Source organism: Polynucleobacter alcilacus, from assembly GCF_018881545.1.
Classification (GTDB): domain Bacteria; phylum Pseudomonadota; class Gammaproteobacteria; order Burkholderiales; family Burkholderiaceae; genus Polynucleobacter; species Polynucleobacter alcilacus.
In genome coordinates, this window is sequence record NZ_JACVQD010000001.1 from 1,074,759 (window position 1) to 1,089,337 (window position 14,579).

A 14,579-nucleotide genomic window follows, 5' to 3' on the forward strand; every position below is an offset into this window, starting at 1 on the left:
CTTTAGCTTGATTTTCTTTGGATAATCGCCAGCTGATAAGCTAAACGGATAGCCTCAAGCATGCTACCAAAGTCTGCAATACCTTTACCGGCAATATCTAAAGCCGTGCCATGGTCTATTGATGTTCGAATGATTGGTAGTCCTAGAGTGACGTTGACTCCGCCCCCAAAAGTAACAAACTTGAAAGGGGCCAATCCTTGATCGTGATACATCGCAATAAAGGCATCAACCTGTTCAAGCGCGGCAGAATCAAACATCGTATCTCCGGGATAAGGCCCTGAAACGTTTATTCCCTGATTTTTAGCAAAGTCAATTGCAGGTGCAATCTCTTCTATTTCTTCATGCCCTAAATAGCCAGACTCTCCAGCATGAGGATTTAATCCCGCCACCCGAATCACTGGCTTGGCGATGCCAAACTTTTTTCTTAAGTCCTGAGCAACAATTTGAATAGTCCCTAGTACTTGCTTGTAGGTGATCGCCGCTGATACCTCTTTTAATGGCAAATGGGTAGTTACTAAAGCTACTCGTAAATCTCTAGGCGCTTTAATTCCCAAGAAACCCCGTGGCAGTGGAGCACACAACATCATCACAACCTGTTCTGTATCACAGCGCTGCGCTAAATACTCTGTATGTCCAGTAAAGGGGATGCCAGCAGCATAAATCAAGCTCTTTTGGACTGGGGCCGTGATCATGGCATCAAATCGACCCTGAAGACAAGCATCGGTGGCTTGATTTAAAAGATGTAAAACGTACTGGGCATTAGCAGGATTTAAGATGCCTGGCACGACAGCGTCAGCCAATGGGCTTGATTCAAGCTTAATGCGCTCGTGCCCATTTGGAATTTTGTCTTTAGCGAATGTCAAAAGACTACTATCGCCCAGTAAAGTAATCTCAACATCAGTTTGCTCGCCAACAAAATGCAAGGCAGCGGCTAAGGAGACTTCAGGTCCTACGCCAGCCGGTTCTCCTGTTGTAATTCCTAATTTAACGAAGAGCGCTGGTTGCTTCATCATCCACATTCAGAATTTTTACTGTTGCGGTATCGCGTAATTCACGAATCCAGTCCTGATAGGCTTGCTCAAACTTTCTCTCACGAATTGCTGCACGTGCAAACTCTCGCTGTTTTTCTACAGTCAACTGTGATTCACGACGCTCCATTACCTGGATAAGGTGCCAACCAAATTGAGTTTTCACTGGGTTGCTGACCTCTCCAATCTGAAGCCTGTTCATCGCCTGCTCAAATTCCGGTACTAGGTCGCCAGGACTCATCCAACCCAAAGATCCTCCATTAGCAGCGGCGCCGTCTTCAGAATATTTCTTAGCAAGATCTGCAAAGTCAACTGTCTTTGCTCGTATTTGATCGCGGTAGCCCTGCAAACGTCTTTCTGCGTCTTGATCACTTAAGCCTGAACGACTTTTAAGCAAAATATGACGCGCATTTGTTTGTGTGATGGGAATATTTTGAGGGGTACTTGAAGCAGGCTCTTGCGCTATAGCTTGAGCTGGAGCTCCAGCAGACATGGCCCTTCGATCTAAAACTTTCAGAACGTGATAACCCGCAGGACTTTTTACTACTGCATTTGCAACCTGGCCACCGCCAGTATTTCGAATAGCATCATAAAATAATTTAGGCAAACGATCTGGAGTCCGGTAGCCTAAGTCTTGAAATTTAATTTTAGGATTTTCTTTTGCTGCCATCGCTCCTAATTGCAAGAAGTCTATATCCCCCCTTGCTGCGAGCAATAAGGCATCTGCTTTCTTTTTTGCATCAGCTTGAGCACCTGCACCTGCACCCGCTTCTACTGGTATAAAAATCTGTGCAACGTCAATCTCTTCTGGGCCGCCATTAATAGCCTGAGTTGAGCGCTGTGCACCTGCACCAGAAATTGCACGGGTTCGTTCCATTATAAAATTATCAATTTCTGCATCTGAAATTTTGATCTTTGAATCCACTTCACGCTCACGATAGCGGCTAACAATAATGTCATCTCGCAATAGTTCTTTGTAACGCTCAAATGAAGTACCGGAAGCAATTACTTTGTCTTTAAATTCTGTATAGGTCAATTTATTTCTAGCAGCGGTATCAGCAAGAATTTTTTCTAACTCTTTGTTACCAACACTGGCACCTTCTAACTCTGCATTCTGTAATTGAATTTTCTCAATAATGAGACGCTCTAAAACTAACTTTCTTAAACTACTTGCATCTGGAAGTTTTGCGTTTTGCTTTTGAAGACTCGCAATTCGATCGTCAATTTCTTTACGAGTGACAAAACCGGTGTTGACTACTGCTGCTACACCGTCAATATTTCGAACCTTGCTGTCTGCCACACTAGTTGAACGCGTTAAATCTTGGGCGCAGATAGGACTCGCTATGACTAGCACTCCATTCAGTAGAATAGCAGTCACAATCCGTCTCAAGCAATTCCTATAAAGCATCATTGATAGTTCTCATATATTGAGGGCGGTATAGGCTTTGAAGTTGGCATATATCCAGGAACATTAAGCCTCATGATATCAACAGGGTTGCTGCCTGCGCTAGCAAAGCCCCTAAATTCTATTTGAAAGAGCACTTGAGTAGTAGTTATCAGGGAAGTATTGACCATTTGCGAATAGGCACCACGAAACGTCCAGCAATCTCTATTCCACTCAAGTCCAACCAAGGTATTTAAAGTTTTAACAGTCAAGGCATCATATCCCCAGCGTCCCAATACTGAAACTTCGCGAGTAAGAGGCCATTGTCCAGAAATATTGTATTGATCAGTCGTAGTAGCGCCCGGGGTATAAGGCTGGTTATTTTGTATAGACGCCTGAACCGGTGGCGTCCAAACATTTCTATAGCCAAAATTTAAATTTCTGCCAGGAGTTGGGCGCCAACTTCCGCCCACGGTAGTTTGCACAAAACGATTGAGTTGGGTGTTGTATTGTCCGAACACATCGGCACTAAAGTTTCCAAGCAGGCGAATCGAACCCGAGCCTAAGGTGTCGGAATAGGTAGAAGGGTTAGTAATGTTGCCGTTCAAACCCACTTTTTGACCAGCGAACTGCTGTTTCTGGGCAATCGTTACGTTTGCACGCTCAGCACCCGTATTTGCCTCAATCATGCGGCTCGTTAAACCGAGGGTGGCTGCATTGCTATCAGATATTCGATCATTACCAATAAAGGTATTAGCAGCAAAGATTTGGGAAACACCAAATCCCGCTTCAGCAGTATCAAATATTGGGGTATTGGCCTGATTTTGATAGGGCGTATAAGCATAAAAAACTCTCGGCTCCATTGTTAGCAACATATCCCTTCCAAAGAAGCCTTTTAGCTCAGCAGCATCCCTTTCGAATGACAAACCTGAATCCAAAGTAAAAGTGGGAATTGTGAAACCTTGCGCGGGAGGGGCGCCCGTATTATTGGCAAAGGGGGTTGCGTTATAAGTATTTGACTGGAAACTAATACTTGGAGTGATGTAATAGCCTGGCGTAACCTGTGGAAGGGCTAGAGCACCTTTAATTACCGTTCTATCTGCCTGACTGTAAATACCTGGGGCAGTAGCAGCTGCGTTACCCTGAATGTTGTACGCAAAACGCGTAAAGTCAGTAGAAAATGTAGTTGTTGGTCCGCTCGGCAAGGTGACATACTTGCCACTCGCATCCGCTACTGTTGGAGTAATGCGATTGTTATAGCTAGCGGTAACGTTCGGCAAGATATTGTAAGGAGACTGTACAGTAGTAGTAGGGTCTGGCTGTAGCGTTTGAAATGTTAATGCGCGAGCTGACACATTCCAATTACTTAAGCTGCCCGTAAGTGCTTTACTAGTTCCTACTTCCTGACGAAACTGATTCGTAACCGCACCAGCAATACTTTGCGAAAAGTCGGTTGGGTATAAATTATCAGAAACCCTAGCCATATTGACATATCCTGTCCAAGAGCCAGGCAGAGGCACTCCACCCGGACCGACTCCACCAGTAAAAGCCTGGCGCTGTTGCCAATCATACTTCCAGCGATTGGTACCCGTCTGTTTGTCATAAGGTAAGTATTCACCCATTGCCGCACCAGAGTATTGAGAATCTAGAAATCGATATTGGGCACCCAGCATGCCGCCTCGATGATTCATATACCGAGGCAATAAAAGCAAATCACGATTCGGTGCAATATTGACGTAATAAGGTTGAGTAATGTCCAAACCATTATTTGAGTTATAGCCCACCACCGGCGCAAGAATGCCTGAACGCCTTTGACCGCCAGTAGGCGCAGTGAAATAAGGAACATAAGCTATCGGTACATCAAAGAAACGCATCACACCATGCGTGCCAGCCATTTCTTTTTGTTCGTTATCAATTTCCAGGGTGTCAGCAGTGAAATACCAATCCAAATTTTCTGGAGTGCAGGTGGAGTAAGTCGCTTTATCAAATACAAAAACATCCGCACTCTCAACAGTCAATTTTTTTGCTTTACCGTTACCACCGTTATCGCGCAATTCATAAATTGGTGTCTCCATGGCGCCTTCACGCGCATCTACCTTGAACTGTCCTTTGGGGCCCTTAAAAGTCACATTACCTTTTGACAGCTCTGCATTACCAAGCAAATCTGCGATATCAGTATCTGGGTTGTAAGTTATCTCATCCGCTTTTAATACCGCGCCATTTCGACGAATTTGAGCACGGCTCTTCAAATGCATATCTCGCTCCACTACCCCATCAATGAAATCACTTGATGTAAAGGTGAGGGCTTGGCCATCGGCAATCGGTTTACCAACACGAAGTTGATCATCCAACTTCAAAATCGTAACGTTGCCACGATCTGGTAATAAAACTAAATTGGTAGAAGGCGTTGAAACAGAAGGTAATGGAGCGGGTGCCTGAGCATGAATTGGTAGGGCAAATTGAAGCAATGCCATCCCCATCATTATTCGCAGGGATACAGCTAAAAAAAGAGGGGCGCAAAGGCCGGCGCGACGGCGATAATGACTCATAGATCCAGACCCGCCTTATTATACGAATCGACCATGACTGACCCTCGCCTAAACACCCTCCGCAACTGGCTAAAAGCCCTGCAAGCACGCTGGCAATTAGATCTCGATAGCTTGGAGCCCGCCTCAGCAGATGCCAGCTTTAGGCGGTATTTCCGTATTGCGTCCAAAAACCCCAATTTTGGGACTTTAATAGTAATGGATGCACCCCCTCAATATGAGTCCTTAGATGCCTTCATCAAGGTCGATTTATTGCTAGCAGCAGCAGGCTTAAATGTGCCAAAAATTCTGGAGGAAAACATTCCCGAGGGCTTCCTTTTATTGAGTGATCTAGGCACTAAAACTTACCTTGCTGAACTCAATATTGAAACAGCTGATCCCTTATATCAAGATGCAACACATGCCTTAGTACAAATGCAATTGGCTAGCAAACCAGATGTATTACCAAATTATGATGAAGCCCTTCTTCAACGAGAACTAGATTTATTTCCCGAGTGGTATCTGAATAAGCATCTCAATATTCAATTAACGAATCTACAAAAAGCGCAACTCACGCAATCTTTTGCGCTCATCCTAGAAAATAATTTAGCGCAAGCTAAAGTCTATGTTCACCGTGATTACCATTCTCGCAACCTAATGGTGACAGCAATAAATAATCCGGGAGTAATTGATTTTCAGGATGCTGTTTATGGTCCGATTACTTATGACGCATCATCCTTATGGCGCGATGCCTACATTGCATGGCCCGAAGATAAAGTAATTGATTGGGTCATCAAATTTTGGGAAGAAGGTCGCAAAGTTGGCTTGCCCATGCCTAGTGATTTTGGACAGTTCTATCGTGATTTTGAATGGATGGGTTTACAGCGTCATCTCAAAGTTCTTGGGATTTTTGCAAGACTCTTTCACCGTGATGGCAAAGATGGCTATCTCAAAGATATGCCACTGGTTCTGGACTACGCTATTGCAACTGCCAATCGCTATATCGAATTAAAACCTTTAGCCCGAATTTTGGAATCTACTCGTCCAAGTAAAGCGTAAATTGAGCTCATGAATAAAAGTGAATTGATTCCGTGTTTTTTGCTTGCCGCTGGCAGGGGTGAACGGATGCGCCCTCTCACAGATAACTTACCCAAGCCTTTGCTCACTATTCAAAACAAATCCCTGCTTGCTTGGCATTTAGAGTCCCTTACAAATGCAGGAATTAAAAATGTCGTCATTAATCATGCCTGGCTAGGTCAGAAAATTGAAGCCGCTCTTGGTAACGGTCATCAATTTGGGCTCCAAATCCAATACTCCCCTGAGGGTACTGCCTTAGAAACAGCGGGAGGAATAGCTAAAGCACTACCAATCCTTCTGCCAGATGACTATTTCTTGGTGATCAATGGGGATGTCTTTAGCCCCCAACTTCCCATCAAAGCGCTTCTAGAGAGGGTATCCACTTTGCGTCGTAAGCCCCAGAAGCCTTTGGCACACCTCTTAATGGTTCCAAACCCAGTACAGCACCCAGAAGGAGATTTTTACTTAAAAGACTCGCAAGTATTCGATAAAGCGTCATTGGGAGCTGAAAAGCTGACCTTTTCAGGAATCGGCATTTATCACAAGGATTTATTTAAGGGTATCAAGATCGGGGAGCGAGCGAAGTTAGCGCCCCTCCTGAGATCCGCAATGGAGCAAAATACAGTGTCGGGTGAAAAATATACCGGACCATGGCACGATGTAGGAACTCCGCAACGATTACAAGAGCTCAATGTGGCTTATGAATAAATCCAACATCTATCAAGTTCGCAGAAATGCATTAGCGCAACATCTGTTCACCAAGACTGGTGGAGGGGTTGCCATTATCTCCACTGCGCCAGAGCTTACTCGCAATCGCGATAGCGAATTTCCCTACCGCCATGACAGCGATTTCTTTTATTTAACGGGCTTCGAAGAGCCAGGCGCCACCTTGGTCATGAAAGTGGAAAAAGATGGCAACTATTTCCAGCTGCAATCTCATCTATTTTGTAGACCCAAAGATCCAGAACGGGAAATTTGGGATGGTATTCGTCTTGGACCTGAGGCAGCACCAGAGGCGCTGGGTATTGAATTTGCTCACAGCAATCAAGAGTTGGATCAAAAACTCAGTGACATCCTAGCTGATCAAGATGCCGTCTACGTTAGTCTCTCGGAAAACGCAGAAGCAGATCGCCGCTTACGTCATTGGATGAAGCAAGTTAGAGGGCAGGCGCGCTCTGGCATTAATCCCCCATCAGCGTTTCATGATGTTGAAGCCCTCATTCATGAAATGCGCTTATTCAAAGATGCTCAAGAGATCAATACCATGCGTCGCGCTGCAACTATCTCAGCACGTGCACATGTCCGTGCAATGCAAGCCTGTAAACCTGGCATGCGCGAGTATCAACTCGAAGCAGAGTTACTGCATGAGTTTCGCAATAGCGGCGCGCAAAGCGTTGCATACAACAGTATTGTTGCGGGTGGAGCCAATACTTGCATTCTTCACTATCGTGCAGGCGCCACTGAATTGCGCGCAGGTGAGCTTTGTTTAATTGATGCTGGTTGTGAATTAGATGGCTACGCCTCTGACATCACGCGCACTTTCCCGGTCAATGGAAAATTTTCCGGACCCCAACGTGCACTTTATGACATTACCCAAGCAGCACAAGAGGCAGCTATCGCCATGACAATAGTGGGCAATACATTTATACAACCTCATGAGGCAGCCGTTAAAGTTCTCACGCAAGGCTTGCTAGATGAAAAATTACTCAAACTCTCAGAGTTAGGATCGCTTGAGAATGCTATTGAAACTGGGGCCTATCGTCGGTTCTATATGCATCGTACCTCCCACTGGCTGGGGATGGACGTCCATGACGTAGGCTCTTATCGCGAATCTTCTACAAACCTCGTACAAGATGAAAAACCTTGGCGTATTCTGCGGAGCGGCATGGTTATCACGATTGAACCAGGCCTTTACATACGGCCGGCAGATGATATTGACGAAGCATTTTGGAATATCGGCATTCGGATTGAAGATGATGCCGTTATTAACGACTCTGGATGCGAACTCATTTCTCGTGGAGCTCCCGTAAAGGCTGATGAGATCGAAGCCCTTATGAAAAATACATGAGTTCAACTCAATGCGATATCTTGATTCAGGGGGGTGGGCCAGTAGGCTTGGCCTGTGCTGCCTGGATATTACAAAAGTTTCCGGATGCTTATTTAACACTGCTGGACCGAAACTCAGTAGACGATGCTGATCTTGCTGCGGCAGACAGTAGAGGTATTGCGCTATCGCATGGCAGCAAACTCTTGCTCGATACGATTGATGCTTGGCCTGTCGAATGCGCTGACATTCATCGTGTGCATGTTTCACAAGCGGGACGCTTTGGTCGCGCCCTAATGACGCGCGAAGAATTACACCAAGACGCACTAGGTCATATCATTCGCTATCGGGATATTCACATCACTTTGCGCCAAGCTCTCAGAGCCATTCAAAGTAAAAGTCCCAATTTCATGTGGCAGCATACCGATGCTAAGGATGAACATAATCCCGTCCTTGCGAAATGCATTGTGCATGCTGAAGGTGGTCTATTTAAAAAGCAGGATTGGGTTGAATCCGGTCGCGACTATGGCCAGTCTGCCTTAGTGGGTTTAGTTGAGGTGGAAAACGCCGCCCCTCAACAAGCTTGGGAGCGCTTTACATCCGAAGGTCCGCTAGCAGTTCTTCCAAGCCATTACGGCCCCAATATTTTGAATCTCGTTTGGTGTGGCTCGCCAGAATCTTCACAACACCGCCTGCAACTGAGTGATGCTGATTTTCTTAACTCATTACAAAATGAATTTGGCTCGCGTATTGGGCGTTTTCTAAAGATTCAGGATCGTCGCTTATACGAGCTGGGCTTGAACTACCGTAAGCAAATTACCAAAGACAATGAAGTTTGGATCGGCAATGCTGCACAAGCTTTACACCCCGTAGCCGGTCAAGGATTAAATCTCGGATTACGCGATGCGTTTCTTCTGGCTGAAAAACTAGTAGGAGTTTTTGCAGGCTCAGTAGAAAATCAAGCTGCAGGAAAAATTCAAGAGGCGCTAGAAGCTTATGCCCAAAGTCGTAAGGTAGACAGAACCACCACTATCGGTCTAACCGACTTTATGGCTAGAGTATTTACCTCAAATCTCGTCCCCGTAGTGATGGCTCGCGGACTGGCTTTATCCGCCCTTCAGTGGCTTCCGCCTGTGAAAACAGCCTTAGCTCGCCAGATGATGTTTGGTAGGCGTTAAGAGGCCTAAATTAGCCTCCAAATAAAGGCTTTCTCGGTTTGATCTGAATCAGGTCAGTTGCCTAAAAAATAGGCAGATCAGGTCTCAATTGTGCTAAAGTGTCATGCTTTCCGTCATCCCCCATATTCCAATCCCCATTCGATGAAAATTGGTCCCCACCTCCTTGCAAATAGACTTTTTGTCGCTCCAATGGCAGGGGTAACCGACCGTCCATTTAGGCAGCTTTGTAAAAAATTGGGTGCGGGCTACGCAGTCTCTGAAATGGTGGCTTCCAATGCCTTGCTTTGGAATAGTGAAAAGACGCAACGTCGCGCTAACCATGTGGGGGAGTTCAAACCCATTGCAGTTCAAATTGCAGGCGCTGATCCAGCCATGATGGCTGCCGCTGCAAAAATTAATGTAGATCACGGCGCACAAATTATTGATATCAATATGGGCTGCCCTGCAAAGAAAGTGTGTAATGTTGCAGCGGGGTCAGCCTTGTTGCGCGATGAGCCGCTGGTAAAACAAATTCTTGAGGCTGTAATTAATGCAGTTGGCGTTGGTCCAGACGCAGTACCAGTGACTTTAAAAATTCGGACCGGCTGGGATCGCGAGCACAAGAACGCCATTGAGATTGCACGACTTGCAGAAAAATCTGGCATCTCCATGCTGACCGTTCATGGTCGTACCAGAGCAGATCTCTACCATGGCGAAGCAGAGTATGAAACGATTACTGCTGTGAAGAGCAGTGTGGGTATTCCGGTAGTGGCGAATGGTGATATCCATTCTCCAGAAAAAGCAGCGGCCGTCTTAAAGATCACTGGCGCAGATGCCATCATGATTGGGCGCGCCGCCCAAGGACGACCTTGGATCTTCCGCGAAATCAATCACTACCTTGAAACTGGTGGCAAGCTACCCACCCCAGAGATCAATGAGATTCAGAGCATCATGAATGCGCATCTCTTAGATCACTACGAGTTTTATGGCGAACACATTGGCCTACGAACTGCACGTAAACATATTGGCTGGTACTGCAAAGGCTTGCGTAACTCCCATGCCTTTCGCCAACGTATGAATACCGCAGATGATTGCAAAACGCAATTACAAATGGTGAATGACTATTTCGATGAGATGAAATCTCTCTCTGACCGTTTACTCTTTTTAGAAGCCGCTTAATTTTTAGTTTTTATCAGCAATTCAATTTTATGACCAATAAACACCCTATTACCGAATGTATTGAAACCCAATTACAGGGGTACCTGAATGATCTCAAAGGTACGCCTCCAAGTGATATCTATGACATGGTTTTAGCGGTAGTTGAAAAACCAATGTTAGAGCTAGTAATGCAACATGCTAAGCAGAATCAATCCTTAGCCGCACAATATCTTGGCATCAATCGCAATACTCTGCATAAAAAATTAGTTGAACACCAACTACTAAGCTAAGCTTAATAAAAATAGTTCACTTATTCACTCATCAAAACCTCCGAAAAATATGATCCGCACCGCTCTACTCTCCGTCTCTGATAAAAATGGCATCGTAGCTTTTGCCAAAGCGCTTCATGAGCAAGGCATCAAACTCATTTCTACGGGCGGAACCGCAAAACTCTTAGCTGAAAATAATTTACCCGTAGTAGAAGTTTCTTCTTTGACCAAGTTTCCAGAAATGCTCGATGGTCGCGTAAAGACTCTCCATCCGATGGTCCATGGAGGCTTATTGGCGCGCAGAGACTTTCCTGAGCATATGGCAGCATTAAAAGAGCATGGCATTGATACGATTGACATGTTGGTAATCAATCTTTATCCATTCAATGAAACGGTTGCTAAAGAAGATTGTTCTTTTGAAGATGCAATCGAAAATATCGACATTGGTGGACCAGCGATGTTGCGTGCGGCTGCTAAGAACCACCAAGACGTTACGGTATTAATTTCTCCCGAGGATTACGCTCCCGTATTGGCAGAAATGAAAGCCAATAACAATGTCGTTTCCTATAAAACCAATTTAGCCTTAGCCAAAAAAGTATTTGCGCATACCGCCCAATACGATGGTGCGATTGCGAACTATCTTTCTGCTTTGGGTGATGACTTAGATCATAAGGCACGCTCTGCTTACCCAGAATCCTTGCATCTGGCTTTTGAAAAAGTTCAAGAGATGCGTTACGGTGAGAACCCACATCAATCCGCTGCTTTCTACAAAGATATTTATCCCGTAGCTGGTGCGCTTGCCAATTACCAACAATTGCAAGGTAAAGAACTTTCTTATAACAATATTGCTGATGCTGACTCTGCCTGGGAATGCGTTAAGAGTTTTTCTGGGAATACTGATGGCAATACTGGCGGTAGCGCCGCCTGCGTGATCATCAAGCACGCTAACCCCTGTGGTGTAGCGGTTGGCGCCAATGCGCTTGAGGCTTACCAGAAGGCCTTCAAAACCGACCCGAGCTCAGCCTTTGGCGGAATCATTGCCTTGAATGTGCCTTGTGATGGCGCTGCTGCCCAAGAGATTTCCAAACAGTTTGTAGAAGTATTGATTGCCCCTAGCTTTAGCGATGTAGCAAAGGCCATCTTTGCTACAAAACAAAATGTGCGTCTCCTAGAGATCCCTCTTGGTACTGCATTTAATCGTGATGATTTCAAACGCGTTGGTGGTGGCTTATTAGTGCAGACTCCAGATGCAAAGAATGTTTTGCAAAGTGAGATGCGCGTTGTTAGCCAAAGGCTACCAACTCCAAGTGAAATGAATGACATGCTGTTTGCATGGCGGGTTGCCAAGTTTGTGAAATCCAATGCAATTGTCTATTGCGCGAATGGTATGACCCTTGGCATTGGTGCTGGCCAAATGAGCCGCGTGGACTCTGCACGGATGGCAAGTATTAAAGCTGAGAACGCTGGTTTAAGTCTTAAGGGCTCAGCAGTAGCAAGTGATGCTTTCTTCCCATTTCGTGATGGCTTAGATGTGGTTGTCAATGGTGGTGCAAGTTGTGCAATCCAACCCGGTGGCAGCATGCGTGATGATGAAATAATTGCCGCTGCAAACGAACATGGTATTGCTATGATCTTTACTGGCACCCGCCACTTCCGTCATTAAGTCGTCAGAAACAAACATGCCAAGGCGCTGGATAGGAATCGACCCGGGATTGCGCACCACTGGTTTTGGTGTCATCGATGTAGATGGCCAAAAACTGACTTACGTTGCTTCTGGGACGATTGAAAGTGGTGATCCAGCCAAAGGCTTGCCTGAGCGTTTAGGCGCACTCTATGCCGGTGTGAAAGAAGTTCTAGAAACCTATCACCCTCAATCAGCGGCGATCGAAGAAGTCTTCTTAAACGTCAACCCCCGTTCCACATTGATGCTAGGCCAAGCCAGAGGATCAGTGATAGCCGCCCTTGTCTCTGAAAATCTACCGGTTGCTGAATACAGCGCCCTGAGAGTCAAGCAATCTATTGTAGGTACTGGTAGAGCGACTAAGCCCCAAGTCCAAGAAATGGTGAAGCGCTTGCTTCGCTTAACTCGCGCCCCCGGTACTGATGCTTCGGATGCCTTAGGTGTCGCTATTTGTGCTGCCCATCACGCTCAAATACCAATAGCGATTACCAATGCACTCGCTCCAAAGCGCAGTCCTAAAAAATAAACAGCACATTACAGGTTAAGATCTTCATATGATTGGTCGTATTCAAGGAATCCTCGTTTCTATTCATCCACCCCGCCTCTTGGTTGATTGCCAAGGTATTGGCTATGAAGTGGATGTACCCATGAGCACCTTGTATCAACTACCCCAAGCAGGGGAAAAAATAACCCTCCTTACTCACTTCCAAGTGCGAGAAGATGCACAGCAATTATTTGGCTTTGCTACTGAGACTGAACGTGAAGCATTTAGACAACTCATTAAAATTAGCGGTGTTGGTTCCAGAACTGCGTTAGCCGTACTCTCAGGAATGAGCGTGAATGAATTAGTGCAGGCTATTGCCCTACAAGAAGCCGATCGCCTGACTCAAGTACCCGGCATTGGCAAAAAAACTGCTGAACGTCTTTGCTTAGAGCTCAAAGGTAAGCTAGCTCCAGACCTAGGTATTACTGGCGATAAACCGCAAACCATTGAAGCTAGCAGTGAAGTATTACAGGCGCTTTTGGCATTGGGATATTCAGAAAAAGAAGCGCTCTTAGCCCTCAAGCAAATTCCACCTGACACTACGGTTTCTGATGGGATTCGGATGGGCCTGAAATACCTCTCCAAGCCTTAATCGCTAAACACGACTAATCCAAACACCACTACACTTGTAGCATGGCAATTCATACAGACGACCTCAGTTCCATTCCCGAAGATCTACCAGAAGACAATGATCGTATTGTCAGTGGTGCAGCTGGTAATGCTGAAGCCGTCTTCGAAAGAGCACTGCGCCCTAAGCAACTCGACGAGTATGTTGGTCAAACCAAAGCAAGAGCGCAATTAGAGATCTTCATTAGTGCTACGAGAGCGCGCCAAGAAGCTTTGGATCATGTCCTCTTGTTTGGCCCCCCTGGTCTGGGTAAAACAACTCTGGCCCACATCATCGCCAGAGAACTTGGCGTGAACTTGCGCCAAACCAGCGGACCTGTTTTGGATAGACCAGGCGACCTTGCAGCATTGCTAACTAATTTAGAAACCAATGACGTTCTCTTCATTGATGAGATCCATCGCCTCTCTCCCGTAGTTGAGGAGATTCTGTATCCAGCACTAGAAGACTATAGCCTCGATATCATGATTGGTGAAGGGCCTGCAGCACGAAGTGTCAAAATCGACCTCAAGCCCTTTACGCTCATTGGTGCAACAACCCGCGCTGGCATGCTCACCAATCCATTACGTGATCGTTTTGGCATTGTGGCAAGGCTTGAGTTCTACACCACCGAAGAGCTCACCAAAATTATTACTCGTTCTGCCAGTCTATTAAAGGCAAATATTGATCCAGAAGGTTCTGTAGAAATTGCCAAACGTGCACGTGGTACCCCACGTATAGCCAACCGCTTACTACGTCGTGTACGCGACTATGCAGAAGTAAAGGGTACCGGTACCATTACGAAAGCCATGGCTGATGCCGCGCTCAAGATGTTAGATGTCGATCCCAGTGGCTTTGATGTCATGGACAGGAAATTACTAGAAGCCATCTTGCACAAGTTTGATGGAGGTCCAGTGGGAATTGATAACTTGGCCGCGGCCATTGGTGAAGAGCGTGACACCATTGAAGATGTTCTAGAGCCCTATCTTATCCAGCAGGGCTATCTACAAAGAACTTCGCGGGGTCGAGTGGCTACTCGTCAGGCCTATGAGCATTTCGGCTTAACACCACCAAGTAACAACCCCAACCTCGATTTATGATTGCGGTT

The 14,579-nt window shown here is 45.9% G+C and carries 13 protein-coding genes; 10 read left to right on the forward strand and 3 right to left on the reverse strand.

The annotated features are described in order from the left end of the window. Positions 1 to 2 precede the first annotated feature (2 nt). Genes pdxA through ICN45_RS05475 form a run of 3 tightly spaced genes read right to left on the reverse strand, consistent with a single transcriptional unit; the run spans position 3 to position 4,961 of the window. A complete protein-coding gene (gene pdxA, locus ICN45_RS05465) occupies positions 3 to 1,010 on the reverse strand; it encodes a 4-hydroxythreonine-4-phosphate dehydrogenase PdxA (protein WP_216175643.1) in 1,008 nt (335 codons plus the stop codon). Next, a complete protein-coding gene (locus ICN45_RS05470) occupies positions 985 to 2,406 on the reverse strand; it encodes a peptidylprolyl isomerase (RefSeq protein ID WP_369411464.1) in 1,422 nt (473 codons plus the stop codon). Before ICN45_RS05470 ends, pdxA begins: the two co-directional genes overlap by 26 nt. 29 nt (positions 2,407 to 2,435) lie before the next feature. Next, positions 2,436 to 4,961 carry an LPS-assembly protein LptD gene (locus tag ICN45_RS05475; RefSeq protein ID WP_216174181.1) on the reverse strand — a complete coding sequence of 842 codons (2,526 nt, stop codon included), beginning with the start codon at positions 4,959 to 4,961 and terminating at the stop codon, positions 2,436 to 2,438. A gap of 33 nt (positions 4,962 to 4,994) precedes the next feature. Between ICN45_RS05475 and ICN45_RS05480 the strand changes: the two genes are divergently transcribed. The 10 genes from ICN45_RS05480 (at position 4,995) to ruvB (ending at position 14,571) form a co-directional block, all read left to right on the forward strand. Next, positions 4,995 to 5,996: an aminoglycoside phosphotransferase family protein gene (locus ICN45_RS05480; protein ID WP_216174184.1), complete on the forward strand. Its 1,002-nt coding sequence runs from the start codon at positions 4,995 to 4,997 to the stop codon at positions 5,994 to 5,996. 9 nt (positions 5,997 to 6,005) lie between these two features. After that, positions 6,006 to 6,722: an N-acetylmuramate alpha-1-phosphate uridylyltransferase MurU gene (gene murU, locus ICN45_RS05485; RefSeq protein ID WP_216174187.1), complete on the forward strand. Its 717-nt coding sequence runs from the start codon at positions 6,006 to 6,008 to the stop codon at positions 6,720 to 6,722. Beyond that, on the forward strand, positions 6,715 to 8,082 hold the full coding sequence (locus ICN45_RS05490) for an aminopeptidase P N-terminal domain-containing protein (RefSeq protein ID WP_255531102.1): 1,368 nt from the start codon (positions 6,715 to 6,717) through the stop codon (positions 8,080 to 8,082). Before murU ends, ICN45_RS05490 begins: the two co-directional genes overlap by 8 nt. Beyond that, complete coding sequence (locus tag ICN45_RS05495; protein WP_216174191.1) at positions 8,079 to 9,236, forward strand: FAD-dependent monooxygenase; 1,158 nt, start codon at positions 8,079 to 8,081, stop codon at positions 9,234 to 9,236. The genes ICN45_RS05490 and ICN45_RS05495 overlap by 4 nt, the downstream gene beginning before the upstream one ends. 141 nt (positions 9,237 to 9,377) lie before the next feature. After that, the gene (gene dusB, locus ICN45_RS05500; protein ID WP_216174194.1) at positions 9,378 to 10,394 is read left to right on the forward strand and encodes a tRNA dihydrouridine synthase DusB; all 1,017 of its coding nucleotides are present in this window, start codon (positions 9,378 to 9,380) and stop codon (positions 10,392 to 10,394) included. A 29-nt stretch (positions 10,395 to 10,423) separates the two neighbouring features. After that, positions 10,424 to 10,663, forward strand: a complete 240-nt coding sequence (locus ICN45_RS05505) for a helix-turn-helix domain-containing protein (protein ID WP_216174197.1) — start codon at positions 10,424 to 10,426, stop codon at positions 10,661 to 10,663. A gap of 49 nt (positions 10,664 to 10,712) precedes the next feature. Further along, the gene (purH, locus tag ICN45_RS05510) at positions 10,713 to 12,305 is read left to right on the forward strand and encodes a bifunctional phosphoribosylaminoimidazolecarboxamide formyltransferase/IMP cyclohydrolase (protein ID WP_216174200.1); all 1,593 of its coding nucleotides are present in this window, start codon (positions 10,713 to 10,715) and stop codon (positions 12,303 to 12,305) included. A gap of 16 nt (positions 12,306 to 12,321) precedes the next feature. Further along, positions 12,322 to 12,849 carry a crossover junction endodeoxyribonuclease RuvC gene (gene ruvC, locus ICN45_RS05515; RefSeq protein ID WP_216174202.1) on the forward strand — a complete coding sequence of 176 codons (528 nt, stop codon included), beginning with the start codon at positions 12,322 to 12,324 and terminating at the stop codon, positions 12,847 to 12,849. Positions 12,850 to 12,877: 28 nt separating this feature from the next. Beyond that, a complete protein-coding gene (gene ruvA / locus ICN45_RS05520; RefSeq protein WP_216174205.1) occupies positions 12,878 to 13,459 on the forward strand; it encodes a Holliday junction branch migration protein RuvA in 582 nt (193 codons plus the stop codon). 41 nt (positions 13,460 to 13,500) lie between these two features. Further along, positions 13,501 to 14,571, forward strand: a complete 1,071-nt coding sequence (gene ruvB, locus ICN45_RS05525; RefSeq protein WP_216174207.1) for a Holliday junction branch migration DNA helicase RuvB — start codon at positions 13,501 to 13,503, stop codon at positions 14,569 to 14,571. The last annotated feature ends 8 nt before the right edge of the window (positions 14,572 to 14,579 follow it).